The sequence below is a fragment of the Methylomonas sp. EFPC3 genome (assembly GCF_029643245.1).
GTDB classification, from domain to species: Bacteria; Pseudomonadota; Gammaproteobacteria; order Methylococcales; family Methylomonadaceae; genus Methylomonas; species Methylomonas koyamae_B.
In genome coordinates, this window is sequence record NZ_CP116398.1 from 1,920,668 (window position 1) to 1,947,047 (window position 26,380).

At 57.1% G+C, this 26,380-nt stretch carries 24 protein-coding genes; 18 read left to right on the top strand and 6 right to left on the bottom strand.

Translation table 11 applies throughout. The features are described 5' to 3' along the window. Positions 1–55 precede the first annotated feature (55 nt). The 8 genes from dusA to PL263_RS08615 are packed head-to-tail and all read left to right on the top strand — an operon-like array spanning position 56 to position 6,884. A complete protein-coding gene (gene dusA, locus PL263_RS08580) occupies positions 56–826 on the top strand; it encodes a tRNA dihydrouridine(20/20a) synthase DusA (protein ID WP_278212617.1) in 771 nt (256 codons plus the stop codon). Positions 827–857: 31 nt separating this feature from the next. Further along, a complete protein-coding gene (locus PL263_RS08585; RefSeq protein WP_278212619.1) occupies positions 858–1,049 on the top strand; it encodes a tRNA-dihydrouridine synthase in 192 nt (63 codons plus the stop codon). Between the two features lie 39 nt (positions 1,050–1,088). Then, entirely contained in the window at positions 1,089–1,634 is a 546-nt protein-coding gene (folE, locus tag PL263_RS08590; protein WP_140912158.1) for a GTP cyclohydrolase I FolE, read from the top strand. Positions 1,635–1,638: 4 nt separating this feature from the next. Continuing rightward, positions 1,639–2,616 (top strand): ferrochelatase, encoded by a 978-nt coding sequence (hemH, locus tag PL263_RS08595; protein WP_278212620.1) that lies wholly within the window; start codon positions 1,639–1,641, stop codon positions 2,614–2,616. A gap of 32 nt (positions 2,617–2,648) precedes the next feature. After that, positions 2,649–4,241, top strand: a complete 1,593-nt coding sequence (locus tag PL263_RS08600; RefSeq protein WP_278212621.1) for a DNA mismatch repair protein MutS — start codon at positions 2,649–2,651, stop codon at positions 4,239–4,241. Further along, a complete protein-coding gene (gene purT, locus PL263_RS08605) occupies positions 4,238–5,434 on the top strand; it encodes a formate-dependent phosphoribosylglycinamide formyltransferase (protein WP_278212622.1) in 1,197 nt (398 codons plus the stop codon). The genes PL263_RS08600 and purT overlap by 4 nt, the downstream gene beginning before the upstream one ends. Before the next feature lie 25 nt (positions 5,435–5,459). Continuing rightward, positions 5,460–6,035: a lytic transglycosylase domain-containing protein gene (locus PL263_RS08610; RefSeq protein WP_140912154.1), complete on the top strand. Its 576-nt coding sequence runs from the start codon at positions 5,460–5,462 to the stop codon at positions 6,033–6,035. Beyond that, entirely contained in the window at positions 6,036–6,884 is an 849-nt protein-coding gene (locus PL263_RS08615) for an HDOD domain-containing protein (RefSeq protein WP_278212626.1), read from the top strand. Here the strand turns inward: PL263_RS08615 and PL263_RS08620 are convergent. Beyond that, the gene (locus PL263_RS08620) at positions 6,881–7,483 is read right to left on the bottom strand and encodes a Maf family protein (RefSeq protein ID WP_278212628.1); all 603 of its coding nucleotides are present in this window, start codon (positions 7,481–7,483) and stop codon (positions 6,881–6,883) included. The genes PL263_RS08615 and PL263_RS08620 overlap by 4 nt on opposite strands. A 57-nt stretch (positions 7,484–7,540) precedes the next feature. Between PL263_RS08620 and PL263_RS08625 the strand changes: the two genes are divergently transcribed. The 6 genes from PL263_RS08625 to fabG all read left to right on the top strand — a co-directional run bounded on the left by PL263_RS08625 (position 7,541) and on the right by fabG (position 12,119). Then, positions 7,541–8,059: a YceD family protein gene (locus tag PL263_RS08625; protein WP_278212630.1), complete on the top strand. Its 519-nt coding sequence runs from the start codon at positions 7,541–7,543 to the stop codon at positions 8,057–8,059. 1 nt (position 8,060) lies between these two features. Beyond that, positions 8,061–8,243, top strand: a complete 183-nt coding sequence (rpmF, locus tag PL263_RS08630) for a 50S ribosomal protein L32 (RefSeq protein WP_054763470.1) — start codon at positions 8,061–8,063, stop codon at positions 8,241–8,243. A 229-nt stretch (positions 8,244–8,472) separates the two neighbouring features. Then, positions 8,473–9,474, top strand: a complete 1,002-nt coding sequence (gene plsX, locus PL263_RS08635; protein ID WP_278212863.1) for a phosphate acyltransferase PlsX — start codon at positions 8,473–8,475, stop codon at positions 9,472–9,474. Next, entirely contained in the window at positions 9,471–10,439 is a 969-nt protein-coding gene (locus tag PL263_RS08640; protein WP_278212634.1) for a beta-ketoacyl-ACP synthase III, read from the top strand. The genes plsX and PL263_RS08640 overlap by 4 nt, the downstream gene beginning before the upstream one ends. A gap of 2 nt (positions 10,440–10,441) precedes the next feature. Continuing rightward, positions 10,442–11,398: an ACP S-malonyltransferase gene (gene fabD / locus PL263_RS08645; protein ID WP_278212635.1), complete on the top strand. Its 957-nt coding sequence runs from the start codon at positions 10,442–10,444 to the stop codon at positions 11,396–11,398. Continuing rightward, positions 11,331–12,119 (top strand): 3-oxoacyl-ACP reductase FabG, encoded by a 789-nt coding sequence (gene fabG / locus PL263_RS08650; RefSeq protein ID WP_278212636.1) that lies wholly within the window; start codon positions 11,331–11,333, stop codon positions 12,117–12,119. Before fabD ends, fabG begins: the two co-directional genes overlap by 68 nt. 79 nt (positions 12,120–12,198) lie before the next feature. Here fabG and PL263_RS08655 read toward each other — a convergent pair whose 3' ends face one another. From PL263_RS08655 to PL263_RS08675, 5 genes are all read right to left on the bottom strand, one after another. Further along, on the bottom strand, positions 12,199–13,128 hold the full coding sequence (locus PL263_RS08655; protein ID WP_278212637.1) for a response regulator: 930 nt from the start codon (positions 13,126–13,128) through the stop codon (positions 12,199–12,201). Further along, positions 13,125–16,496, bottom strand: coding sequence for a response regulator (locus PL263_RS08660; RefSeq protein WP_278212639.1), 3,372 nt, complete (start codon positions 16,494–16,496; stop codon positions 13,125–13,127). Before PL263_RS08660 ends, PL263_RS08655 begins: the two co-directional genes overlap by 4 nt. Before the next feature lie 783 nt (positions 16,497–17,279). Continuing rightward, positions 17,280–17,546, bottom strand: coding sequence for a transposase (locus PL263_RS20350; RefSeq protein WP_347568946.1), 267 nt, complete (start codon positions 17,544–17,546; stop codon positions 17,280–17,282). Positions 17,547–17,629: 83 nt separating this feature from the next. Continuing rightward, entirely contained in the window at positions 17,630–18,145 is a 516-nt protein-coding gene (locus PL263_RS08670; RefSeq protein WP_278212640.1) for a hypothetical protein, read from the bottom strand. 615 nt (positions 18,146–18,760) lie between these two features. Continuing rightward, complete coding sequence (locus PL263_RS08675) at positions 18,761–19,480, bottom strand: hypothetical protein (protein ID WP_278212641.1); 720 nt, start codon at positions 19,478–19,480, stop codon at positions 18,761–18,763. Positions 19,481–19,665: 185 nt separating this feature from the next. Between PL263_RS08675 and PL263_RS08680 the strand changes: the two genes are divergently transcribed. From PL263_RS08680 to urtC, 4 genes are all read left to right on the top strand, one after another. Further along, positions 19,666–20,952: a hypothetical protein gene (locus PL263_RS08680; RefSeq protein WP_260839272.1), complete on the top strand. Its 1,287-nt coding sequence runs from the start codon at positions 19,666–19,668 to the stop codon at positions 20,950–20,952. Positions 20,953–21,123: 171 nt separating this feature from the next. Further along, the gene (gene urtA / locus PL263_RS08685) at positions 21,124–22,425 is read left to right on the top strand and encodes an urea ABC transporter substrate-binding protein (RefSeq protein ID WP_278212642.1); all 1,302 of its coding nucleotides are present in this window, start codon (positions 21,124–21,126) and stop codon (positions 22,423–22,425) included. 155 nt (positions 22,426–22,580) lie between these two features. After that, positions 22,581–24,353: an urea ABC transporter permease subunit UrtB gene (urtB, locus tag PL263_RS08690; RefSeq protein WP_278212643.1), complete on the top strand. Its 1,773-nt coding sequence runs from the start codon at positions 22,581–22,583 to the stop codon at positions 24,351–24,353. Between the two features lie 848 nt (positions 24,354–25,201). Beyond that, positions 25,202–26,320 (top strand): urea ABC transporter permease subunit UrtC, encoded by a 1,119-nt coding sequence (urtC, locus tag PL263_RS08695; RefSeq protein WP_278212644.1) that lies wholly within the window; start codon positions 25,202–25,204, stop codon positions 26,318–26,320. Positions 26,321–26,380 lie beyond the last annotated feature (60 nt).

A 26,380-nucleotide genomic window follows, 5' to 3' on the forward strand; every position in this document is an offset into this window, starting at 1 on the left:
CCCGCCGCCCGCTAGAGCAAAACCCTGGTTCCAGCCACAACTCGCCAAGCACAGCATGACAAATACCCCATCCGTCCCGCCGCCGTTTGCGGCATCCCGCTTTAGCGTCGCGCCAATGTTGGACTGGACCGATCGCCATTGCCGTTATTTTCACCGCTTATTAAGCCGGCACGCCCTGCTGTATAGCGAAATGGTGACCACCGGCGCAATATTGCAAGGTAATGCCGAACGGCATTTGCAACGCGACGCGGCTGAACACCCGGTCGCCTTGCAATTGGGCGGCAGCAATCCACGGGAACTGGCGCAATGCGCCCGTATCGGCGCCGGCTACGGCTATGCCGAAATCAATTTAAACGTCGGCTGCCCCAGTGACCGGGTGCAAAACGGCCGCTTCGGCGCCTGCCTGATGGCCGAACCGCAATTGGTCGCCGATTGTGTCGCGGCCATGCGCGATGCGGTTTCGATTCCGGTGACGGTCAAATCCCGCATCGGCATCGACGACCGCGACTCCTATACCGAATTGGTCGATTTCATCGCGACAGTCGCCCGTGCCGGATGTAAAACCTTCATCGTCCACGCTCGCAAGGCTTGGCTGTCCGGTTTGTCGCCGAAAGAAAACCGCGAGATTCCGCCATTACGTTATGGCGTGGTGTTCCAGTTGAAGCAAGATTTTCCGGAACTTGAGATTGTGATAAATGGTGGCATTAATACCCTGGATACGGCCGAAGCTTTATTGAGCCAAGTTGACGGCGTCATGCTCGGCCGCGAGGTTTACCATAACCCGTTCCTGCTGGTGCAGGTAGACGCTCGGATTTTTCCGGGATGAACGGCCGCTACCCAGCCGGCGGCAGATCTTGATGGCGATGCAGGATTACATAGAACAGCAAATTCGGTCAGGCCAACGTCTGCATAACATCACCCGGCACATGCTCGGCTTGTTCCACGGCGTAGACGGAGCCCGCGCCTGGCGCCGGCATCTGAGCGAGAATGCCAGCAAACCCGGCGCCGGTTTTGAGGTGGTTTTGGACGCTCTGGCATTTACTTTTTGATCCTGTATACTCACGGCATTTTTTTACCCAGGGGCGGCGATGGAAGAATATTTCTCCAAAATCATTCAGGCAATAGGCGAAGACGTGAACCGGGAAGGTTTGCGCGACACGCCGAAACGGGCCGCGAAAGCCTTTAAATTCCTGAATAACGGTTACGAAAAGAATCTGGACGACGTCTTGAATGGGGCCATTTTCCAAGCCGATACCGAAGACATGGTCATCGTCAAGGACATCGAACTCTATTCACTGTGCGAACACCATCTGCTGCCCTTCATCGGTAAATGCCACATCGGTTACCTGCCGCAAGGCAAGGTACTGGGCCTTTCGAAACTCGCGCGTATCGTCGACATGTACGCCCGCCGGCTACAGATTCAGGAACAACTGACCCGGCAAATCGCCGACGCGGTGGAAACTGCTATCGACGCCCGTGGCGTCGCGGTCGTGATCGAAGCCAAGCATCTGTGCATGATGATGCGCGGCGTCGAAAAACAAAACTCGGTGATGACCACCTCGGTGATGAGCGGCATTTTCCGCCAGGAAATCAGCACCCGCTCCGAGTTCCTCAATCTGATCAACCGAAAATAAGCTGATGAGCGAAACTCCTGCCGACAAAACCGGCGTCTTGCTGGTCAATCTCGGTTCGCCGGCTTCGCCGAAAACCGGAGACGTCAGGCGTTTCCTGCGCGAGTTCCTGGGCGACCCGCGGGTCGTCAACCTGCCGCGGCCGCTGTGGTGGCTGATATTGAATCTGTTCGTGCTGCCGTTTCGGCCGCGCAAATCCGCCCATGCCTACCAATCGATCTGGACCGAGCAAGGTTCGCCGCTGATCGTGTTCAGCCAGCAATTGACCGAAAAACTGAAAGCGCGTTACGGCGGACCGTCGCTAGCCATCGACTGCGCAATGCGCTACGGCAAACCGGCCTTGCGGGACAAATTAAGGGATCTGAAAAAACAAGGCGTCACCGAAATCGTGGTATTACCGCTCTACCCCCAGTATTCGTCAACCACCACGGCCTCGATTTTCGACATCGTCGCCGACGAATTCGTCGACTGGCGGCATATGCCAGGTTTGCGTTTTATCAGCGATTTTCACCAGCACCCGGCTTACATCGCCGCCGTCGCCGCGTCGGTGCAGCAGCATTGGCAGGAAAATGGCCAAGCGCAATTGCTGGTCATGTCCTTTCACGGCTTGCCGGCTAAATTGACCGAATGGGGCGACCCTTACTATTACCAATGCCAGACCAGCGCCCGTTTGATTGCCGAGAAATTGGGCCTGACCGAAACACAATGGAAACTGGTGTTTCAGTCCCGATTCGGTCGTGCGGAATGGTTGAAACCCTATTGCGTGGAAGTGCTGGAGGAATTACCCAAACAAGGTATCCGCCAAATTGACATGATCTGTCCCGGATTTTCGGTAGACTGCCTGGAAACGCTGGAAGAAATCGCGATAGCCAATCGCGAACTGTTTCTGGAAGCCGGCGGCGAAAGCTACCGCTACATTCCGTGCCTGAACGACAGCGACGCCCACGTCGAGCTGATGCTAGAGTTAATAAGAACCGCACGCTGACGTTGCGGCCGATAAAAAACGGGGGAGGCAGCATGCAACAGAACATTCTACAAAGCTGGAACGGCGAATGGCCGAAGGCCCGCTCTACCGAACCGCTGGCAACCGGTGCCGGAGTGATCGACCCGGGCGCCTTCAATACGATCGAGGTCGACGAACTGTTCGACAACGTCAATTACACCAGCACCCTGGCCGGCCAAGCCGTACTCTACCGTTCGCTGGCCCAGCCCATGAACGACTGCGAAGCCATTGCCGCCAAACAGGACGCCGTGCGCGAAATTCGCGACAACCCTGCCGTCCGGGAAAACATAGAGAATATCGTCGCCAATGCCGCCGCCGGCGAAAACCGCTTGTATCTGCTGCTGTTCGGCGAATTCCTGGGCGGTTTCGGCACCGCCCGCGAACACAATCAGATCGAGGGCTACGGCTACAAACAATACGTGCGCGGGATTCGCGTGGTGCTGAATCTGGTCGGCGCGATTTACAATTCCGGCCGGCCGCAAAGCCCTTATCTGCAAAGCGTGTTCGACAAAATCGGTAATTTCGCCCAAAGCAACGAATACTCGCTGATGGTCGGCCCGGTCTACAACAGCGAAAAAGGCCTGCAAAGCAAGGAACAACGTAAAAACTCGTTTGCTCCGACCACGATTTTCCGGCCCACGCTATTCAAACCGTTACTGATCGCAGTGTTAATTGCCGCAATTTGGGGCTTGACCCGGATTTTCCCCAGCGACATGTTCCAGGTCACCCGCGACGGCCTGTCTGTAGCCTCGGTATTCTTCCTGCCGTTGGCCTTGGCTTACATTCCGGTGGTCGGCGGCTACGACCGCGACAACTGCATCATTCCGCTACGCGAGATCTACAAAAACTCTGCCGCGCTCGGCGAATTAATGGACGGCCTGGGCCAGCTCGACGAATTGTTGGCCTTTATCAAGTATGCCGAGAACTACGGCAGCGAAACCGTATTGCCCGACTTGACCGCGGGAGACCGCCACTCGATTGAATTGCACGACGCGAAGAATCCGGTGCTCGGCCACAAAAATCCAAACTACGTCGGCAACGATTTCAGCATGAGCGAGGAACGGCTGGTCTGCGTCACCGGGCCGAATAGCGGCGGTAAAACCGCATTCTGCAAAACCGTCACTCAAATTCAATTGCTGGCCCAAATCGGCTGCTACGTGCCGGCCCGGGCCGCCAAAATGACAGTAGCGGATCGGATTTTTTACCAGGCGCCGGAAATCAGCCATCTCGACGACGGCGAAGGCCGCTTCGGCACCGAGTTGAAACGCACCCGCGACATTTTCCTGGCAGCCAGCAGCAACAGCCTGGTCGTGCTTGACGAAATGGCGGAAGGCACTACTTTTGAAGAGAAAATGCAGTCGTCGATCGACGTGCTGGACGGCTTTTACCGCAAAGGGAACAGCACCATCCTGATTACGCATAACCACCAATTGGTCGACGTGTTCGTCAATCGCCGGGTGGCGACGCCGAAACAAGTGGAATTCGCCGACGACATGCCGACCTTCAAGCTGATCGACGGCATTTCCCGCGTCAGCCATGCCGATCGGGTAGCAAAGAAAATCGGCTTTTCCAAACAAGATATCGATAACTATCTAGCTAATTCATGAACATAGGTACACCCGACACTGCCACCGCCACCAAAGCCCTGCTGCTCGGTAGCGGCGAACTGGGCAAGGAAATCGCGATCTCGCTGCAGCGTTACGGGGTGGAAGTGATAGCGGTCGACCGCTACCCCGGCGCCCCGGCAATGCAGGTGGCCCACCGCCGCCATGTGATCGACATGACCGATGCCGCGGCGGTCAAGGCCTTGATCGCGCAGGAACAACCGCACTTCATCGTGCCGGAACTGGAAGCGATCGCCACCGACGCACTTGCAGACATCGAACGGGTCGGGCAAACCACGGTGGTACCGAATGCCCGCGCCATCCAATTGACGATGAACCGGGAAGGCATCCGCCAACTGGCAGCCGCGGAATTGGGCTTGCCTACTTCGAAATACGCCTTTGCCGAATCCTTCGCGCAACTGCAAGCCGCCGTGGATAGCGGCATCGGTTACCCTTGTTTCGTCAAACCGACCATGTCCTCATCGGGCAAGGGCCAGTCGATGGTGAAAAGCGCAGACCAATTGCAAGCGGCTTGGGATTACGCCAAAGCCGGCGGCCGCACCGATACCGGCAAAGTCATCGTCGAAGCCAAAATCGACTTCGACTTCGAAATCACCTTATTGACGGTACGGGCGCTGGATGCGGAAGGCCGGGTGCAGACTTATTTTTGCGAACCGATCGGCCACCGTCAGGAACACGGTGACTACCGGGAGAGCTGGCAACCGCAAGCCATGAGCGAAAATGCCATCGCGCTGGCGCAACAAATCGCCGGCAAAGTCACCGATGCCTTGGGCGGACTCGGCCTGTTCGGTGTGGAACTGTTCGTCGCCGGCGACCAGGTCTGGTTCAGTGAAGTCAGCCCGCGGCCGCACGATACCGGCATGGTTACGATGGCCAGCCAACGCCAGAGCGAATTCGATCTGCATGCCCGGGCGATTTTGGGTTTACCGGTCAATACAGCGCTGGACAGAACTGCTGCCAGCGCCGTGATTCTGGGCGGTATCGACGCCAAAGCGGTTAGCTACCAGGGATTAGAGCGAGCCTTGGCAATACCCGATACCGATGTCCGCCTGTTCGGCAAACCGGAAGCCTTCGCCGCCCGGCGCATGGGCGTCGCGCTGGCGACCGGCGAGACGGTCGAAGCGGCGCGGGCCAAGGCCGTACAGGCCGCCAGCTCGGTCGCGATTCAGCAATGATCTGATATTTCGGGAGGGTAACGCGATGAAACGCCTGCTGATCGCCATCTTATCCTTCGCGCCAATCGCCGACTCCGGGGCGGACATCTATAAATACGTGGACCCGGACGGCCGGGTTTATTACACCGACGAGCCGAAAAAAGGCTTCGATTACCGCTTGATCATCCGCACCCGGCCGCGCACGTATAGCCGCGACTTGAAGTACATGTCCGGCAACAAACTCAAATTCAACGATTTGATTGCCAAAGCCGCAGCCAAACACCAAATGGACCCGAAACTGCTGCACGCCGTAATTCAAGCGGAATCGGCCTACAACCCGCACGCAGTATCTTCTGCCGGCGCAGTGGGCTTGATGCAGTTGATGCCCGACACGGCCCGTCGCTACGGCGTCACCGACCGGCGCGACGCCGAACAGAACGTCGACGGCGGCACCCGTTATTTGAAAGACCTGCTGGCGATGTTCAACTCGAATTTGACCTTGGCCGTAGCCGGTTACAACGCCGGCGAGGGTGCGGTGATGAAATACGGCAACGCCGTGCCGCCCTACCCGGAAACCCGCAACTACGTACAGCACGTACTGTCGCTATATCGGAAAAGCTGAGTGAAGGTCGCCGCAATCAGGCAACTGGTCGCCGACGCGACAAACCTGTTCTCGTTGCCCGACATCTATTTCCAGCTAAATGAAATGATCCGGGACTCGCGGTATTCGCCAGCCGACATCGGCGCGGTGATCGCAAAAGACCCCGTACTTGCGGCGCGGCTGCTACGCGTCGTCAACAGTCCTTTCTACGGCTTCCAGGCCCGGATAGACACATTGTCGCGAGCCATTACCGTAATCGGCGTCGACGACCTGTACAGCCTGGTCGTGGCAACCTGCATCGCCGACCGGTTCCGGCAAATACCGGGCGAATTGGTGGACATGGCCAGTTTCTGGCGCCGCAGCATCCATTGTGCGATTTTGGTGCGGGCCTTGGCCAAGCGCTGCGCGGTTTTGCACGCCGAACGGCTGTTTATCGCCGGCCTGCTGCACGATATCGGCTCGCTGCTGCTCTATCACCGCTTGGCGGAACCCAGCCGCCAGGCGCTGCTGGCCGCCAACGGCGACCGCCGTTTGGTTCCAGGCCTCGAACAAGCCCTGCTCGGCTTCACCCATGCCGAGGTTGGCCGCGAATTATTGAAGAACTGGGGCCTGCCCGAATCCCTGTACGAGACAGTAGGCTGTTACCTGGAACCGGAGCAAGCTTTACTGCATAAGCTGGATGCGCACCTACTGCACATTGCTTGCCGACTGGCCGACTGCAAATCGGCCGCCGAGCGTCAAGCCACTGCGGCCGGTTTTGCGAAGCAAACGCTGATATTGGTCCGGATCAGCCGCGAACAGATTCTGGAAATCGCCGACCAAGTCGACCAGGACTTAGCGCAAATGCTGGATTTATTCAGCCCGCCCTAACCCGCCGCCGGGTTCAGCACGTCGACGCCGAATTTCTTCAGCAAACCGGCCAATTTAATCAAGGGCAAGCCAACCAAGGCATTCGGATCTTCGCCGCAAATTTTATCGAACAAGGCAATACCCAGGGATTCGGATTTGAAGCTGCCGGCGCAATCGTAGGGACGGTCGATGTCCAAGTAATATTCAATCTGCTGCAGGCTTAAGGATTTGAAGTGCACCTCACACTCGACCAGATCGGTAAAATACTGTCCGCTGGCGCTATCCAATACGCAAAGCCCGGTGTAGAAAGACACCACTCTGCCCGATTGGCGCTGCAACTGGGCAACTGCCCGCTCCCGATTCCCCGGCTTTCCCAGGATTTCGCCGTCGAACGCCGCCACCTGGTCGGAGCCGATCACCAAATGTGCGGGATGGATACTGCCGACTGCCAGCGCTTTTTCGACGGATAAACGCAGTGCCAAATCCGTTGGCGGCTCGTTCGGCCGGGGCGTTTCGTCGACGTTCGCCGGGCAACAATTGAAGTCGACAGCCAATTTTTTCAATAGCTCTCGACGGTACGGGGAGCTGGATGCCAGCACGATGGAACTAGTCTCGGTCATGGAATAGCAAGTTGTCAGTTTGACGCAACAGTCTGATATCTGTATGATTGTACAGTTATGTCAGATAAGTTTCCCGACCATATTGATCCTCTGCTGTTCGCTGAAAGACGTAGCGTATTGGCCGGAGAATTGAATATCGCTACGCTCGAACGCTTGGCCGATAGCGTAGTTGACCGTAGCGGTGTCTTGGCCGTCCGCATCGAGTTCGGCAAAGAGGGTAAACGGGTTACCGTGTCCGGCCATATAGGGGGCGACCTCCAATTGGAGTGTCAATCCTGCCTGCAGGCGCTGGCATGGCCTGTAGATATCAGCTTTAAATTGTCTGTTGTGTCTTCGCTACAGGAAGCCAAGCAACTGGACGATTCCGAGCCGTTAATGCTGGACGGCGATACGATTTCGTTAACCGCCTTGGTCGAGGACGAAATTCTACTGGCGTTGCCGGATTATCCTCGACACCCGTTCGACTGCATCGAACGCAACCGTTCCGAAGACGCCGAATACGGCGCGACCGATAGTCAGATCAAGGCGAACAACCCTTTTTCTGTTTTAGCAAAACTTAAAAAAACTGGAGATTGAAATGGCAGTACAAAAGAGCAAAGTATCGCGTTCCAGACGCGGTCAACGTCGTTCACACGATGCATTGGTCGGCAAAACCCTGGCCCAGGATCCATTGACCGGCGAAACCCATCTGCGCCACCACATGACACCCGACGGTTATTTCAAAGGCCGTCAAATCGTCGGCGCACACGAAGAAGATTAATCGTAGCGTTCCGCCGGGTATCTACCCGCGCCGGATTTATGCCGAATAAACCGCTCCGGTCCGCGAACCGGGACCGGCGCTTTTGGTCTCGGCGGCCGGGAAGACAAACGGCGCATTTCGGCAGCACGATAGTCTCTGGGTAAAGCCAACTTGTTGTTCGGCAACAGTTGGCTTCTTTTAACTTATGGGGTTAGTCATAAGCGTGAGCTCAACTCTCTCAATCGACGCCATGGGCGGGGATTTCGGTCCGCAAGTAACGGTTCCCGCCTCTCTGGCCTGTTTAAGAAAAAATCCGGATCTGAATCTCATCATGGTTGGCGACGAGGCGGTTCTGCGCAAACTGCTGGAACCGGCGCTTGCCGAATTTGACGGCCGGATCAGCATTCAACACGCCTCACAAGTCGTGGAAATGGACGAAACGCCGCAAAAAGCGCTGAAGAACAAAAAAGATTCTTCGATGCGGGTAGCGATCAACCTGGTTCAGGAAGGCAAAGCCGACGCTTGCGTCAGCGCCGGCAACACCGGAGCCCTGATGGCAACCGCCCGTTTCGTGCTGAAAATGATCCCCGGTATCGATCGTCCCGCGATTATTTCCACCCTGCCTTCGACCTTCGGCCATACCCACATGCTGGACTTGGGCGGCAACGTCGATTCCAGCGCCGAACATCTCTATCAATTCGCCGTGATGGGCGAGGAAGTCGTCAAAGCGGTGGAGAACATCGAGCGGCCGCGTATCGGCTTGCTGAATATTGGCGAGGAAGACATGAAAGGCAACGAGCAAGTCAAAGCTGCCGCCAAATTACTGGAAAATTCCTCGCTAAATTACATCGGCTACGTGGAAGGTAACTCGATCAACGCCGGCAACGTCAAAGTCGATTTGATCGTCACCGACGGCTTCGTCGGCAATGTCGCCTTAAAATCGATCGAAGGCGCCGCAAAAATGATCGGTTCCAAATTGAAAGACAGTTTCTCGAAAAACTGGCTGACCAAACTGGCCGGTCTGGCGGCCTACCCGGTTCTGAAACAATTCAAAGACAGCATCGATCCGCGCCTCTACAACGGCGCCAGCTTCATCGGCTTGCGCGGACTGGTGATCAAAAGCCACGGCGGCGCCGACGCCCTGGCCTTCGAGACTGCCATTCATCTGGCCGAACTGGAAGTGGCGCAAGGCGTTATCCGTAAAATCAGCGAAAAACTGGAAGTCGCGCTCGCGCAGAAGGTCGCCTCATGAGCCGCTGGACCAAGGTAATCGGCACCGGCGGCTATCTGCCGCCGATCGTCCGCACCAACGACGATATCTCCAACATGGTCGACACCTCCGACAGCTGGATTTACGAACGTACCGGCATCAAAAGCCGCCGCATCGCCGGCCCGGAGGAAACCGCCTCCAGTATGGCCGAAATCGCCGCCCGCCAGGCCATAGCCATGGCCGGTATCGCCGCGACCGACATCGATATGATCGTCGTCGCCACCGGCACGCCGGAGCGGGTCTATCCCAGCACCGCCTGCCTGCTGCAGGAACGGCTGGGCATCAAACACTGCGTTGGCTTCGATATTCAGGCCGCCTGCTCCGGTTCGGTTTACGGCCTCAGCATCGCCGACCAATACATCAAAACCGGCTTCGCCAAAAACGTCCTGGTGGTCGGCAGCGAAATCTGCTCGCGGATTGTCGACTGGAGCGACCGCAGCACTTGCATTCTATTCGGCGACGGCGCCGGCGCGATCCTGCTGACGGCCAGCGCGGAGCCCGGCATATTGTCCACTCATATTCACTCCGACGGCGGTTACGAAGACCTGTTGTATTGCCCGAACCCGCAAGTGGCAGCCGAAGCCAAACAGCAAGAGCCGGCCTTCATCAGTATGCGCGGTAACGAAGTGTTCAAAGTTGCGGTCAACACGCTGGGCCGGATTGTCGATGAAACCCTGGCCGCAAACGGCTTGCAGCAAAGCGATATCGACTGGCTGGTGCCCCATCAGGCCAATACCCGCATCATTGCCGCCACCGCGAAAAAACTCGGCATGTCGATGGATCAAGTGATTCTGACCTTGGAAAACCAGGGCAATACCTCCTCGGCATCGGTGCTGCTCGCCTTTAACGAAGGCGTGCGCGACGGCCGCATCCAACGCGGCCAGACCGTGCTGATGGAAGCATTCGGCGCCGGTTTCACTTGGGGCTCCGCATTACTGAGGTACTAACGATGACAATCAACGAACAAAGTTACAATCTGGCCTTCGTCTTTCCCGGCCAGGGCTCGCAAGCGGTCGGCATGCTCGGCGCGTTGGCCGAAGCCACCCCGGTGGTGAAACGAACCTTCGAACAAGCGTCCGACGCGCTGGGTTTCGATTTGTGGAATCTGGTCGCCAACGGCCCGGAAGCCGATCTCAATCAAACTCACAATACCCAACCGGCCATGCTGGCGGCCGGCGTGGCCGTCTGGCGGGCTTGGTGCGAGCTATCGGCGATCCGCCCTGCCTGGATGGCAGGCCACAGCTTGGGCGAATATACCGCCCTGGTCTGTTCCGGCGCACTGGGCTTCGACGACGCAATCAAATTAGTTGCCGCCCGCGGCCGCTTGATGCAGGAAGCGGTACCGGCCGGCGAAGGTGCAATGGCCGCCATCCTGGGTCTGGAAGACCACCAAGTGGTCAACACTTGCACTGAAGTCGCCCACGGCGAGATCGTCGCCGCCGCCAACTTCAACGCGCCCGGCCAAGTCGTCATCGCCGGCCAAACCGCCGCCGTCGACCGCGCCATTGAAGCCCTGAAAGCCCTGGGCGCCAAGCGCGCCTTGAAACTGCCGGTCAGCGTACCGTCGCATTGTGCCTTGATGGAAGCGGCCTCCGACCAGCTCAACGAGATTCTGCAAGGCCTGAACGTCGACATGCCCAATACCACGCTGATTCACAATGCCGACGTCAAATCGCACGGCTCGCCGGAAGTGATTCGCTACGCGCTGAAAGAACAATTATTCAAACCGGTGCGCTGGGTGGAAAGCATCAAATTCATGCACGAGCAAGGCGTTACCGCCTTCGTCGAGTGCGGCCCCGGTAAAGTGCTGATGGGCTTGAACAAGCGCATCGCCGCCGATGCCGCCCACTTCACCTTGTACGACATCGAAACCATCAACAACGTTGTGGAGCAACTCCGTGGATAAGAAAACCGCCATCGTTACCGGCGCCAGCCGCGGCATCGGCCGGGCCATTGCCGAAAGACTGGTCGCAGACGGCTTTTACGTACTGGGCACCGCCACCTCCGACAGCGGTGCCGAGGCTATTTCCGCCTACCTGGGCGACAACGGCAAAGGCTATAAGCTGAACGTGGCCGACGCCGCCGACATCGAAGTCTTTATCAAGACCACCGGTGACGCCTACGGCACCCCAGCGGTTCTGGTCAACAACGCCGGCATCACTCGCGACAACCTGCTGATGCGCATGAAAGACGAGGAATGGGACGACATCATCAACACCAACCTGACCTCGATCTTCCGGATGAGCAAAGCCGTGTTACGCGGCATGATGAAAGCCCGTTACGGCCGCATCATCAATATCTCGTCCGTCGTCGGTTCGACCGGTAACGCCGGCCAGACCAACTATGCCGCGGCCAAGGCCGGCATGGTCGGCTTCGCCAAATCGATGGCCAAAGAAGTCGGTTCGCGCGGCATCACCGTCAACACCGTGGCGCCGGGTTTCATCGACACCGACATGACCAAAGAATTGTCGGAAGAGATCAAAACCGCCCTGCTCGGCTCAATCGCGCTGGGCCGCCTCGGCCAACCGGACGAAATCGCCCACGCGGTATCCTTCCTGGCCTCCGAGCAAGCCTCCTACATCACCGGCGAGACCTTGCACGTCAACGGCGGCATGTACATGCCTTAACAGCAGCCGATCAAGCCTGACAAAAAGGCCTGTCGCCGAAAAGGCTTCAGGCCTTTTTATTGCCCGCCGGCCGAACATCTCAACCTTGCTGCATCGCCATCGCCACCGCCGCCGCCCTGGTCGACACGCCCAGTTTTTCGAAGATATGTTCCAGGTGTTTGTTCACGGTGCGGGGACTGGTACTGAGGATAATGCCGATCTCCTTATTGGTCTTGCCGCGGGCAATCCACATCAGAATTTCGGCTTCGCGAAAAGTCAGCTTCAGTTTTTCACGTAGCGTCTGCGGACTCCACTGCGCATCGTCGCGCTGCAACAGCAGCAGGTACTCGCCCGGCTGTTCGCAGGCATTGACTGTGACCGCAAATCCCGGCACCAGCCGATGCGGTTCCGAGTCGGCCTCGGTCCGGCCGGACTGGCGCAACCAGCGTTGAAACCAGCCCAGCATGTCCTCCGGCAACACACTGTCGCCGGCAAGCGCTAGGTCCAGCCCCCGGAATGCCTTGAAATCCGCCAGCCATTGCGCCCCGGCCGGCGTCCGCCAATGGATTTGGCCGCCGGCATCGACCGCCAGCGCGGCAAACTCGCCGTGGTTCAGCAATTGTTCGGCTCGGAGCAGGTTGCGGGTCTGGCTCAGATGCACTTCGATCCGCGCCAAGACTTCGGCCGGCCGGATCGGCTTGACGATGTAATCCAGCGCGCCTTCGCCGAAGCCGCGCAGCAAGTTTTCCAATTCGCTGAGGCCGGTCATGAACAGTACCGGAATCGCCGCCGTGGCCGGATCGGCTTTCAACCGGCTACAGGTTTCGAAACCGTCGATGCCCGGCATCATCACGTCCAGCAAAATGATGTCGGGTTTGACGTATTGGATTTGTTCCAGCGCCGAACTGCCGTCGGTAGCGACCAGCACCCGGTAATTGGCTTCCGACAGCGTATCGGACAGCAAAGCCAAATTACCCGGCGTATCGTCGACGATCAATACCGTGCCGTTGCTGAGAGCCGCTTCCATCATCGCCCTGCCTCCTGTTTGTTCATATTCAACAATTGCCGAATTTGGCCCAACTTGAATTCGTTGGCCAGATTCAGCAACTTGGCAAAAAACAACGCATATTGTGGTTGTTGCACCGACAGACGTTGCAAGACCTTTTTCAGGCCCATCAAATCGCCGATCCGCACGCAGTCGATGCAGTCGGCCAGCAATTCCGCCGGCGGCACCGCTAGCGCCCGCTCGGCATCGGCGGCCGGCACCGCTTCGTCACGATACAGCCAAGTCAAGGCCAGATAGAGTTTCAGCTTGTGCATCAGTTCCCGCACCTGGATCGGCTTGGCCAGAAAATCGTTGCAGCCGGCATTCAGCGCCGCCATCCGGTCGCTGGCGTAGGCATTCGCGCTCAGGATCACGATCGGCATACTGCAGCCGCCTTCCCGCAACAGCATCGCGGTTTCGATGCCGTTCATGCCGCGCATCGAAATATCCAGCAAGATCAAATCCGGCCGCTCTTCGGCCACTTTTTCCAGACATTGCTCGCCGGAATCGGCTTCGCTCAGATAAAAACCCAGCGGCTCCAGCATGTCCAGCAACAACTCGCGGTGCTCGCGCTGGTCGTCGACCACCATGATTCTGCGTCTGGCACCCCGGTAGCCGGCGATCGCGGCGACTTGATCCGGCTCGGCATCGGCACCCTGACTGGGCAGCAGCAAGCGCACGGTAAAGGTCGAGCCCTGCCCTACCTGGCTTTTCACGGTCAATTCCCCGCCCATCACTTCGGTCAGGATTTTACTGATGGTCAAGCCCAGCCCGGCACCGGCCACGGCGTTGCCGGTCGGCTGGCTGACGCGGGTAAACGGCTGGAAGATATTCTGCAAATGTTCCTCATCAATCCCGGCACCGCTGTCGATGACCTGAAAACTGGCGACGCCGCCGCTATAACCGATGCGAAACACGATCTCGCCTCGCTCGGTGAACTTGACCGCATTACCCAACAGATTGATCAGAATCTGCCCCACCCGCTTCTCGTCGCCGCGCACCCGTTGCGGCAACTGGTTGCCGATCTGGCAATTGAAACTCAAACCTTTATCCTCGGCCTGGACCCGGTAGGTATGCACCAAATGCTCGATAAACTCCGGGAAATTGAAGGTTTGATATTTCAATTCGAACTTGCGCGCCTCGATCCGGGCGATGTCCAGGATGTCCTCGACCAGCGCGCACAAATGCTCGCCGCTGCGCTTCAAGGTTTCCACGGCCTGTTTGCGGTGCGGCGGAATCTCCGGGTCCTGATGCAGAATATGGGCGTAGCCGATGATGCTGTTCAGCGGCGAGCGGATCTCGTGGCTCATGCTGCTCAGAAAGCGGCTTTTGGCCTGATTCGCGCTGTCGGCCAGCTTCATCGCTTGTTGCAGTTTGCTGTCGGTCTTCTTGTGCTCGTCGATTTCCTGCAGCAATAACTGGGTTTGTTTCGCAGTCTCCTCGTGGGCGACGCGCCGGCTTTCGCCGTTCAAAATCAGCCACCAGGTGCACAGGCCGATGAAGACCAGCAGCGAGGCGTAGATCTTCAGAAAATTATGCAGCAGCAATTGAAACGCACCGGCGTCGCGGCGGATGCTGAGCAAATCCTGGTAATAAATGATGCTGATGAAAATGCCGGTCAGCACCGCCAGAAAGCCGAATAACAAACCGAAACGCAACAAACGCATCCGCGCATGCAGACTCAGAAATTCGGGCAGGCCGTATTTGGCCATCCGTTCCAGGTAATCGTCGAAGCGGAATCCGACCTTGCAGCTATCCAGGCAGCGGGCGTCCAGCGTGCAGCACAGCGAACAGATACTACCGCCGTAAGCCGGGCAATAGGCCACGTCGTCGTGTTCGAACTCGTTCTCGCAAATCGAACAGGTGTTACGGGCGTAGCGGTTGCGCTCGTCGCGGTCGCGCGCCAGATAATGCTTGCCCTGGCTGAACCAGGCCAGCGCCGGCGCCAGCGCAAAGGCCAAGCCCAGCGCGATCAAAGCCGAGAAGGCTTTGGGCCACTCGCCGAACAAACCGACATAAGCCAGAATCGACACCAGCGACGCGACGAAAGTCGATACCATGCCCACCGGATTCAAATCGGACAGATAAGCCCGTTTGAACTCGATTTCCTTCGGACTCAAGCCCAAGGGCTTGTTGATCATCAATTCGGCGGCGACGGTGCTGATCCAGGCGATCGACATATTCGAAAACAAGCCCAGCACCTTCTCCAGCGCGCCGAACACGCCGAATTCCATCAACAGCAGCGCAATCAGCACGTTGAACAACAACCATACCACCCGCCCCGGATGGCTGTGAGTCAGGCGCGAGAAAAAATTGGACCAGGCCAGCGAGCCGGCATAGGCGTTGGTGACGTTGATCTTGAGCTGGCTCAGCACCACAAACAAGGTGGTGGCAGCCAACGCCCATTCCGGATTGTCGAATAGCTCGTTGTACGCCACCAGATACATCTGGGTCGGCTCGTGGGCATGCTCGGCGGGGATACCGTGGCGGATCGCCAAGTGCGCCAACAACGCCCCCAACAACTGCCGCACCACGCCGAACACCACCCAACCCGGTCCGGCCGCCAACATCGCCGCCCACCAGCGCCATTTGTTTTGCTCGGTTTTATCCGGCAAGAAGCGCAGAAAATCGACCTGCTCACCGATCTGCGCCACCATCGAACAGGCCACCGTCGCCGCGCTGCCGAACAGCAACCAGTCGAAACCCTGGCCGCTGCCGGCGATCCAGAAATAGGTTTCCAGCGTCATCAACGCCTCCGGCTCGGCCCGCGCCACCGCGATATACGGCGCGATCAACAACAACAGCCAGACCGGCTGGGTCCACAGTTGCATCCGACTGATGGTGGTGATGCCGAAGGTCACCAGCGGCACCACGATGACCGCGCTGACCACATGGGCGTACGCCAACGGAATCTGAAAATACAATTCCAGCGCCAGTGACATGATCGAAGCTTCCAGCGCAAACAGCGTGAAGGTGAACGAAGCGTAAATCAGCGAGGTAACGGTCGAGCCGATGTAGCCGAAGCCGGCGGCGCGGGTCAGCAGATCGATGTCGATATGAAAGCGGGCGGCGTAATAGCTGATCGGCAGCGAGGTGATGAAGATAACGATGCCGACGGCGATGATGGCCCAGAAAGCGTTGGTAAAGCCGTAGTTGATCGACAAAAACCCGCCGATGGCTTCAAGAACTAAAAACGAGGTCGAGCCAAACGCAGTATTGGCGACCTGGAACTCGCTCCATTTCCGAAAGCTGCGCGGCGCATAGCGTAGCGCGTAGTCTTCCAGGGTTTCGTTGGCGACCAGGGCGTTGTAGTCGCGGCGGATTTTGGTGATGTTTTGGTGGATGGTTTTCATTTGGTTGTGTCGCTACCGCGACGGGGTTTGTTTGAAGTCGGGTCTCGGCCCGACAACCGAGTGACTTTTGCTACGAAAACCATCCCTGGTTTTCGCCCTTCGGGCCAGCCTTTCGGCTGTTCAAATTCGTTCCAGACGAATTTGTGCGTGGCCAAAGAAAAGTCACCAAAAGAAAGGCCACCCGACATTCCGCCTTAATCCTGCGCTTTACGAAAACCATCCGTGGTTTTCGCCCTGCGGGTCAGCCTATCGGCTGTTCAAATTTGCTCCAGGCAAATTTGTCGCTTTTGGTGAGGGTTTTCGGAAGGGCCATCCTTGGCCCTCCGAAAACGAGCGGCATCCCTGCCGCTCCCCTATCGGGCTATTCTCACCAAATACCCACGGGGCACAAGAGCTGCGATGCTCGGGGCGGAATAACGGGACGAAAACCGTCGCGCTATCAAAACGGCTTAGGTTAGACCAAGATTCGTAGGGTGGGCACGGCTTTTTGTGCCCACGCGGACAAACCGTTCACTCCCCCACAACCAATTCATCAACGCCATCACCCCAATCAACCGAATAAACGCCGTCCTTAACATAACGATGAAACGTCGAATACGGCCAATCTTTGACCTGCTGCGAATACCCGTGCTTTACCGGGTTGTAATGAATGTAATCCATATGCCGGGCAAAATCGGTTTCATCGCGTATTTGATGTTCCCAATACCGGCGTTGCCATAAGGTCGATTCCCGATGTTTTTGTTTCGAGGCATTGATCCATTCGGCCCGCCGATATGCGTCACCTCATGCCACGCTCACCTGCCGTTTTATCACGCCCCAACGGGTTGAATAATCCGCGTCGTCGCCCGGCAAGGTCCAGATAGTATGCAAATGATCCGGCAACAAAACCCAGGCATCAATGGTAAACGGCCGTTTGGTTCGGGTAATCGCAATCGCCTTTCGCAAAGCCTCTCGTACCGGTTCATCGCATAAAATCGCCTGCCGCCGATACGTCACCACCGTGAAAAAATACGTTGCACCGGGATTTTGCGAGCGGCGGTAACGGGACATTTTTATTTGTTAGTTTTCGGTGGTTAATCAGGGTTTGTGGTTTTCCCCGCGTTGGCACAAAAAGCCGTGCCCACCCTATGCAGCTACGTTGAACATTTGTTGCGATAATTATTACTCAAGCGCACGACAAAATAAAAAAACACAGCGACGCAAAAAAACATAGGCCAAACATAAATATAAGCCTCCTTACTTTTGATATATTTACTTCGTTGATCTAAATAATCAATTACTAGCTTTCCATCAACCTCCAGCTGAAGGAGCCGATTTTCAGTAAAAAATCCATTGATTCTTGCCTCATACCACCATGCTTTCGCTTTTTTGCCTTTAAGTTGATTTTTATCTTCGGAAGCGACGCAATCTTTCATCCCAACACTTGTTATCCAGCAGTTCAATTCGATAGATTTACCTTTATCGTTAAGCATTAGTGAACTACCTCTGCTTAGTGGCGTAAGGTTAAATGATATCGTCCCATCGCCAGTTTCTAATTGATTAAACTCTGGAATTTTTAATAAAAATGTATCGAGATCGAATAACGACAATATAAATGTTAATAAAACAAATAATAAAGCAGCGCTAGCTAAACTTGATTTATTTTTCATAAATGCCTGAAAATTTATTCCGATGGATGTGCCGAACGGAGTGAAGCTCATCGATCGCGAACGATGCGCCTCCTTTCGTCGGCAGCATCCTACAACACAATCAAAATCCTAGCTTTCAAAATCATCTAATAACCTTTCATCTCGCGACGGGGTCGTTCCCGTTATTCCGCCCCGAGCATCGCAGCTCTTGTGCCCCGTGGGTATTTGGGGAGATTAGCCCGCAGGGGAGCGGCAGGGATGCCGCTCGTTTTCGGAGGGGCTGGGAAGCCCCTTTCGAAAACCCTCGCCAAAAGCGACAAATTTGCCTGGAACAAATTTGAACAGCCGATAGGCTGACCCGCAGGGCGAAAACCACGGATGGTTTTCGTAAAGCGCAGGATTGAGGCGGAATTCCGGGTGGCTTTTTCTTTGGATACTTTCTTTTGGCCAAGCAAAAGAAAGTATCTCGGCTGTCGGGCCGAGACCCGACTTCAACAGAACCTGTCGCGGTAGCGACACATTCATATCCCCCCTCATCCTAGCCTTCTCCCTCAGGGAGAAGGAACAAACCGTCCCGCAATCAAATGCATAAACCAAATATATGAGTGCCACACGCAAATCATGCCAAGCCAAATATCACTTCCTCTCATGCCCAAACTGAAAAATCACCGGATTGCCCTGGTTATGAATAATCACCTCCTTCTTCGGCTCGTCGCCTATCGCCGCCGGTTGAGCTGCAGTACTCGCCCCCGCCGCAGCCGGAATCTCCCGAACCTCCACCCGCACGTCCGGCATCCATTTCGGTTTGAACAACTCGGTTCTGACTCGGCCGGGTTGCTTCGGCAGCGGTGCTTGCTCCAGCACGTCCAGGCAGGCGGTGCCGATTTGGTCGACCAGTTTGTCGGCGATCCGCGCCGGGGCAACGTCTTTGTCTAAAGCATGAGCGCTGAAAGTCGATTCGCGTTCGACCAAAACCGCTTGATTGCCGGCATCGCGCAAACTGCAGGTCACCGGCAATACGTCGGCTTTTTGGAAATCGACGGCGCGCGGGTCGGAGTTGCCGGAGGAAAAGGAAAAGCCGACCGGGGTTTCCCGCCGCGCCACTTTACCCAGCCTGGCCTGCAACCGGTGGCTGAACGGCCCGCTGGCGCTGAGCGGAAACTGCCATTCCGCCAGATTGTTCCGTACCCGCTCAGCCAGATTCGCCGGGTCCAATCCAATGCCGAACTGGCTCAGATTATCGTCGACCAGTTCGAATGCAACCGCTTGTAGCGGCTTAACCGGTTCCGGCTCGGCCGCGCCTGCCGCACCGGCAAAACCCAGTGCGGCGACAGCCAAAACAAAAAAGTTTTTCATAGTCTTCTCTCTCCCAAGTTGCTTGCCACTCTACGGACGCCGCGAGTTGCCGGCCATACGTCAAATGACTGATGAGTCATTCGCCCGATTGTGGCAGGACCGCGCAAAATTTAAAAATTTCCCCGAAGTTTACGAGCGCCACGGCCGCCGGCTCTGGCAAGTTTTAACTAGATAGGGGAATGCAAATGACGGGTTTTAATCGACAAAAAACCGGCAGCCGGGCCATCGGCTTGCTGAGCGGTATGGCCTTGGGTGCCATCGGCCTGAGCCAGGCGCCGGAAGCGACAGCCGGCGCCACCTTCAAGATCGACGACACCAAATGGGTCAGCGTCGGCGCCGGTTTGCGCACCAGTTTCCGCGCCCAGGAAAGCGCCGCCGGTGCCGGCGCGGAAAAATGGAGCAACGATTTCAACCTGGACAACATCCGTTTGTATATCAACGGCCAGATCCATAAATACCTGAAAGTGGAATTCAACACCGACTGCCAAACCTGCGGCAACGGCGGCGAGGTGCGGGTGCTGGATGCGATCGGCAAATTCGAGGTCAACCCTTACGCCAACTTGTGGGTGGGCCGGATGCTGGTGCCGGCCGAACGCCGCGAAATGAACGGTCCGTTCTACAGCGCCGTTTATAACATCTTCTCCGCCGGTACCCCGTTCGAACCGTCCGATTACAACTTGGTCATCAAATCCGACGGCACCTCGGCCGGTTCCTTCGGCCGCGACGACGGTGTCACCTTCTGGGGTGCGGCATTCGACGGTCGCTTGCAATACGCCGCCGGTTTTTTCCGCGGCTTACGCGGCGGCGCTAACGTCGACCACAACATTCTCTATGGGCAACGCGTCGCTTATAACTTTTGGGAAGTCGAGAAGAACCCAGGCTATTACACCTCCGGCACCTATTACGGCAAAGGCGGCGACATCCTGACCGTCGGCATCTCCAACCAATATCAGGAAGACGGCGCCGGCCGTGGATTTACCGCGGCCAGTGGAGCCGATCCGGCGATTCCTGCGGCAGCAGGTAGTTTTCGGGGCACCACGGTCGATCTGTTGATGGAAAAAGTATTGCCCGGCGGCGGCGTCGTGACCTTCAATGGCGAGTACAAAAACTACGGGATTTCCGGCAACGCATACAACCAATCAGTCCGCGATAGCGAGGGAACCGACCGGTCAACCCAATTCTCGATGTTCGAAGGCAATGCTTACGACGTCAGCGGCATGTACCTGTTTCCGCAAAAGATCGGTATCGGCCAGTTCCAGCCGTTCCTGCGCTACGTCAACGTCTCCCCCAGCACCAGTTCCACCCGCGAGGTGTATGAAGCCGGCGTCAACTACATCATCGACGGCCACAACGCCAAAATTTTCGCCAGCTACCAATACGGCGACCTGTTAACCAAGGGCATCAACTACAAATCCACCGCCACCGGCGACGACGTCAGCCAGATGATGGTCGGCTTCCAGTGGCAAATTTAATGACGGTGGCATAGCCACATTTACGCCAACCTGACAAACCGTAGGGTGGGCACCGAATAGGTGCCCACGCGAAGCAGGAGCCTTCACGCGTGGGCGCTGCCTGCCCACCCTACCTAGCGAGCAAACGGGCCACCATCGCCCACGATTTCTTCCTGACATAGGACTACTACAATGAAAAGACTGAGCATTTCCTTCCGCAAACTGGCGACCGCCGCAGCGCTCTCCACCGCGCTGTTCGGCGCTGCCGGCTCGGCCCAGGCCGAAGACACCATCAAGGTCGGCGTACTGCATTCGCTGTCCGGCACCATGGCGATCTCGGAAACCACTTTAAAAGACACCATGCTGATGCTGATCGACGAGCAGAACAAAAAAGGTGGTCTGCTCGGCAAGAAACTGGAAGCGGTGGTGGTCGACCCGGCCTCCAACTGGCCGTTATTTGCAGAAAAAGCCCGCGAGCTGATCACCAAGGACAAAGTCTCGGCCATCTTCGGCTGCTGGACCTCGGTATCCCGGAAATCGGTCTTGCCGGTGATCGAAGAACTGAACAGCATCCTGTTCTACCCGGTGCAATACGAGGGCGAAGAGTCTTCCAAAAACGTGTTCTACACCGGCGCCGCGCCTAACCAACAAGCGATCCCGGCGGTCGACTACCTGATGAACGATCTGAAAGTACAACGCTGGGTGTTGGCCGGTACCGACTACGTCTATCCACGCACCACCAACAAAATCCTGGAAGCGTACTTGAAAGCCAAAGGCGTCAAACCGGCGGACATCATGATCAACTACACCCCGTTCGGCCATTCCGACTGGCAAAGCATCGTCGCCGACATCAAGAAATTCGGCTCGGCCGGCAAGAAAACCGCGGTGGTTTCGACCATCAACGGCGACGCCAACGTGCCGTTCTATAAAGAATTGGGCAACCAAGGCATCAAAGCCGAGGACATTCCGGTCGTCGCTTTCTCGGTCGGCGAAGAGGAACTTTCCGGCATGGATACCAAACCGCTGGTCGGCCATTTGGCAGCCTGGAACTACTTCATGAGCGTAGACACCACCAAAAACGCGGCCTTCATCCAGCAATGGAAGGACTACATCAAGAATCCGAAGCGCGTGACCAACGACCCGATGGAAGCGCACTACATCGGCTTCAACATGTGGGTGAAAGCGGTCGAGAAAGCCGGCACCACCGATCCCGACGCGGTGCAAAAAGCCATCATCGGCGTCGAATTCCCCAACCTGACCGGCGGCACCGCGAAAATGCTGCCCAACCACCACATCAGCAAACCGGTGCTGATCGGCGAAATCCAGGAAGACGGCCAATTCGCCACCGTCTGGCAAACCAACAAAGTCGTCGACGGCGACGCTTGGTCCGACTTCCTGCCGGACAGCAAACCGATCATCGCCGACTGGACCGCACCGATCAATTGCGGCAACTACAACACCAAAACCAAGAAGTGTTCAGGACAGAACTACTAACAGCGGATGTTATCCCCGCGAGGCGCGCGACACGGAAGTCGCGGGCTTCGCCCCCGACAGGAATTACGATGCAAAGCCACCGTTTTAGAACCCGTTTAAAAACGCCGCCCGGTTTACGCCCGGCCGACCGTTCCCCCAAAAACAGCCTCTTGAGCATGATGACTACTACTTCTACTCAGACCGGAATCGAAACCCGCGGCGTTTTTAAACGGCTTTTCGAACTCGCTTTTTTGAATACCGTCCGTCATGAGCCTGTCGCCGGCCTTTCCGCGCTGCCCGGCTCGAACGGAACCAGTGCAGTAGATCGATCCGGCTGGCTAATCAGAACCGGACTCGTCCTGCTGATTGCCGCAGCAGCTATGGCCGCCCGGCCGGCACTGGCCGACGAAACCGGCAACCCGCTGGACTTGCTGCGCCAAGGCAGCATGTCCGAGCGGGAGCAAGCGGTGGAACAACTGGCCGCCGACAGCGCCAATCTGAAACTGCTGCAGGCCTTGCAGGACGGCAAGCTGTTCGAACTGAAAGCCGAAGCCAAGCTGGCCATCGGCCAGGAAACCCAAACCGGCTACAGCCTGACCGACCCGATCAGCGGCGCCAGCCTGGGCGAGCTCGAGCGCGGCGCGGTCGGCAAGATCAATCTGAACAATAAACTGCGTACACTGCTACGCAAAGCCATCGGCCAGTTGCAACTGAACCACGCCGACCCGGCCGTGCGCCTCGGCGCCGTGCAAGCCATGGCCAAAAACGTCGACGACAAGGCCTTGGCGCTGTTGAAGGACCACCTGGACCACGAGGCCGACGCCGAAATCGTCGCCGCGATCCGCGCCGTACTATTGCTGCAGGACATCAACAGCCCGGACAAAAGCCAGCGCATCAATGCAATCACGACCTTGAAGGAATTGGATAGCCAGGACGCCGTCAACAAGCTGCAAGCCTTGACCGAAAAAGACGCCGACGGCAATTTCGTCGAAGCCGACAGCGATATCCGCAATCTGGCCGAAGCGGCGCTAATAAAAATCCGCGGCCGGATGCAAGCTTACGCCGCCATCGAAACCGTGTTCTTCGGCCTGAGCCTGGGCGCGGTGCTGGTGCTGGCCGCCATCGGTTTGGCGATTACCTTTGGCGTGATGGGCATCATCAACATGGCCCACGGCGAACTGATGATGTTGGGCGCTTACACCACTTACGTGATGCAACAACTGCTGCCCAATAACCTGGGCACCGCCTTGATTCTGTCGATTCCGATGGCGTTTTTGGTCGCGGCCTTGGTGGGTATCGCCATCGAACGCGGCATCATCCGCTTCCTGTACGGCCGGCCGCTGGAAACCCTGCTGGCGACTTTCGGCGTCAGCCTGTTCCTGCAACAAGCGGTGCGCTCGATCTTCTCGCCGCTGAACCGCAGCGTATCCACCCCGGACTGGATGAGCGGCTCCTGGCAGATCAATGACTTTCTGTCGCTGACCTGGAACCGCTTTTACATCCTGATCTTTTGTCTGCTGGTGTTTACCGCCTTACTGCAAATTTTGAAGCGTACGAAGCTGGGTCTGGAAGTCCGCGCCGTGGCGCAAAATCGTGGCATGGCTAGAGCGATGGGCATCCCCACCGCGCGAGTCGATGCGATGACCTTTGGCTTGGGTTCCGGTATTGCCGGCGTCGCAGGCGTGGCCCTGAGCCAGATCACCAACGTCGGACCGAATCTGGGACAGGCTTACATCGTCGATTCGTTCATGGTGGTGGTATTTGGCGGGGTCGGTAATTTGTTCGGCACCTTGGTGGCTGGATTCTCGTTGGGGATTGCCAATAAGGTGTTGGAGCCTTATGCAGGGGCGGTGTTGGCGAAGATTTTAGTGCTGGTGTTTATTATTTTATTTATTCAGAAGAAGCCTAGGGGGTTGTTTCCTCAGAAAGGCAGAGCTGCCGAGTCTTAATGTGACTCGCGTAGGTTGGGTTAGCGAAGCGTAACCCAACACGAGGGCTTTGATGTGGTTGATAGCTTTGGGGTTTGGTTTTGTGTCGCTACCGCGACGGGTTGTTTAGAAGTCGGGTCTCGGCCCGACAGCCGAGTGACTTTTCTTTGTTTGGCCAAAGAAAAGTCACCAAAAGAAAGGCCACCCGGAATTCCGCCTCAATCCTGGCTTTTACGAAAACCATCCATGGTTTTCGCCCTGCGGGCCAGCCTATCGGCTGTTCAAATTTGCTCCAGGCAAATTTGTCTCTTTTGGCGAGGGTTTTCGGAAGGGGCTTCCTGCCCCTCCGAAAACGAGCGGCATCCCTGCCGCTCCCCTGCGGGCTGATCTCGCCAAATACCCACGGGGCACAAGAGCTGCGATGCTCGGGGCGGAATAACGGGACTAACCCCGCCACGAAAATTAAGGTGGTCGGCCCATCCTTTCCGGCTAGCTTGAGACTCAATCGTAGGGTGGGCACGATTAAGTGCCCACGCGGAATAGCAACCAACGGTGGGCAAAGTTGCCCACCCTACGCAAATTCGGGCGGCTGATGGTTTTAACCCCGTATGCCGCGCCGAGCACCGAAGTTTTTATCGAGAATAGCCCGAAGGGGTGCGGCAGGGATGCCGCACGGCGGCGGAGGGGCTGGGAAGCCCCTTCTGCCGACCCTCGATAAAAACTTCGGCGCGCAGGATATAAGCGGCATCCGGGCCGCCTTTTCTTTGGGTACTTTCTTTTGGCGGAGCAAAAGAAAGTACCTCGGCTGTCGGGCCGAGACCCGACTTACAAAAAACCGTCGCGGTAGCGACACCAAACCAGGCAGTCAAATGAACCTACAAAATCTGACTCAAGACAAAACCTACAGCACCGTCCTAACCGCGTTAGCATCGGTCACACTACTAATCCCCCTATGCAATCTAATCTTCCCCGAAGACTCGGCCCTGCATTTCTCCGCCTACTCAGTCTCCCTAATCGGCAAATACCTCACCTTCGCCCTACTCGGCTTATCACTCGACATGGTCTGGGGCTATGCCGGGATTCTGGTCCTCGGCCAAGGCGCATTCTTTGCCTTGGGCGGCTACGCGATGGGCATGTATTTGATGCGGCAGATCGGCACCCGTGGCGTGTACGGCAATGCCGAACTGCCTGACTTCATGGTGTTCCTGAACTGGACCGAACTGCCCTGGTACTGGTACGGCTTCGAGAATTTCGGTTTCGCGATGCTGATGGTGTTCCTCGCCCCTGGCCTGCTGGCTTTCGTGTTCGGTTGGTTGGCGTTTCGCTCGCGAGTGACCGGCGTGTATTTGTCCATCATTACCCAAGCCTTGACTTACGCGCTGCTGCTGGCTTTCTTCCGCAACGAAATGGGTTTCGGCGGCAATAATGGACTGACCGATTTTAAAGACATCCTCGGCTTCAACATCCAATCCGAAGCCGTCCGTTCAGTATTGTTACTAATGACCGGCCTCAGCCTGATCGGTGCCCTGCTGTTGTGCCGCTGGATCGTCAACAGCAAACTGGGCCGGGTGGTCACGGCCATCCGTGACCAAGAATCCCGGGTGCGATTTCTGGGTTACCGGGTGGAATTGTTCAAACTGTGGGTGTTCGTGTTCGCCGCCATGTTGGCCGGGCTGGCCGGCGCGCTGTATGTGCCGCAGGTCGGCATCATCAACCCCAGCGAATTTTCGCCGCTCAACTCGCTGGAAATCGTCATCTGGGTCGCGGTCGGCGGTCGCGGCACTTTGTACGGCGCCATCATCGGCGCGGTGCTGGTCAACTACGCCAAAACCGTATTGACCGGATTGATGCCGGATGCCTGGCTGTTTTGCCTGGGCGGCGCCTTCATTTTGGTCACGCTGTTGATGCCCGACGGCATCGTCGGCCTGTTGAGCCGGCGGATTAAACCCAAACCCACTCTTAACGCTACCGGAGGACAACCGGCATGATGATCTCGGCTGCAACCACCACCGAAGGCGGCGCCAGCCTGCCGCTGGTCGGGGAAATCG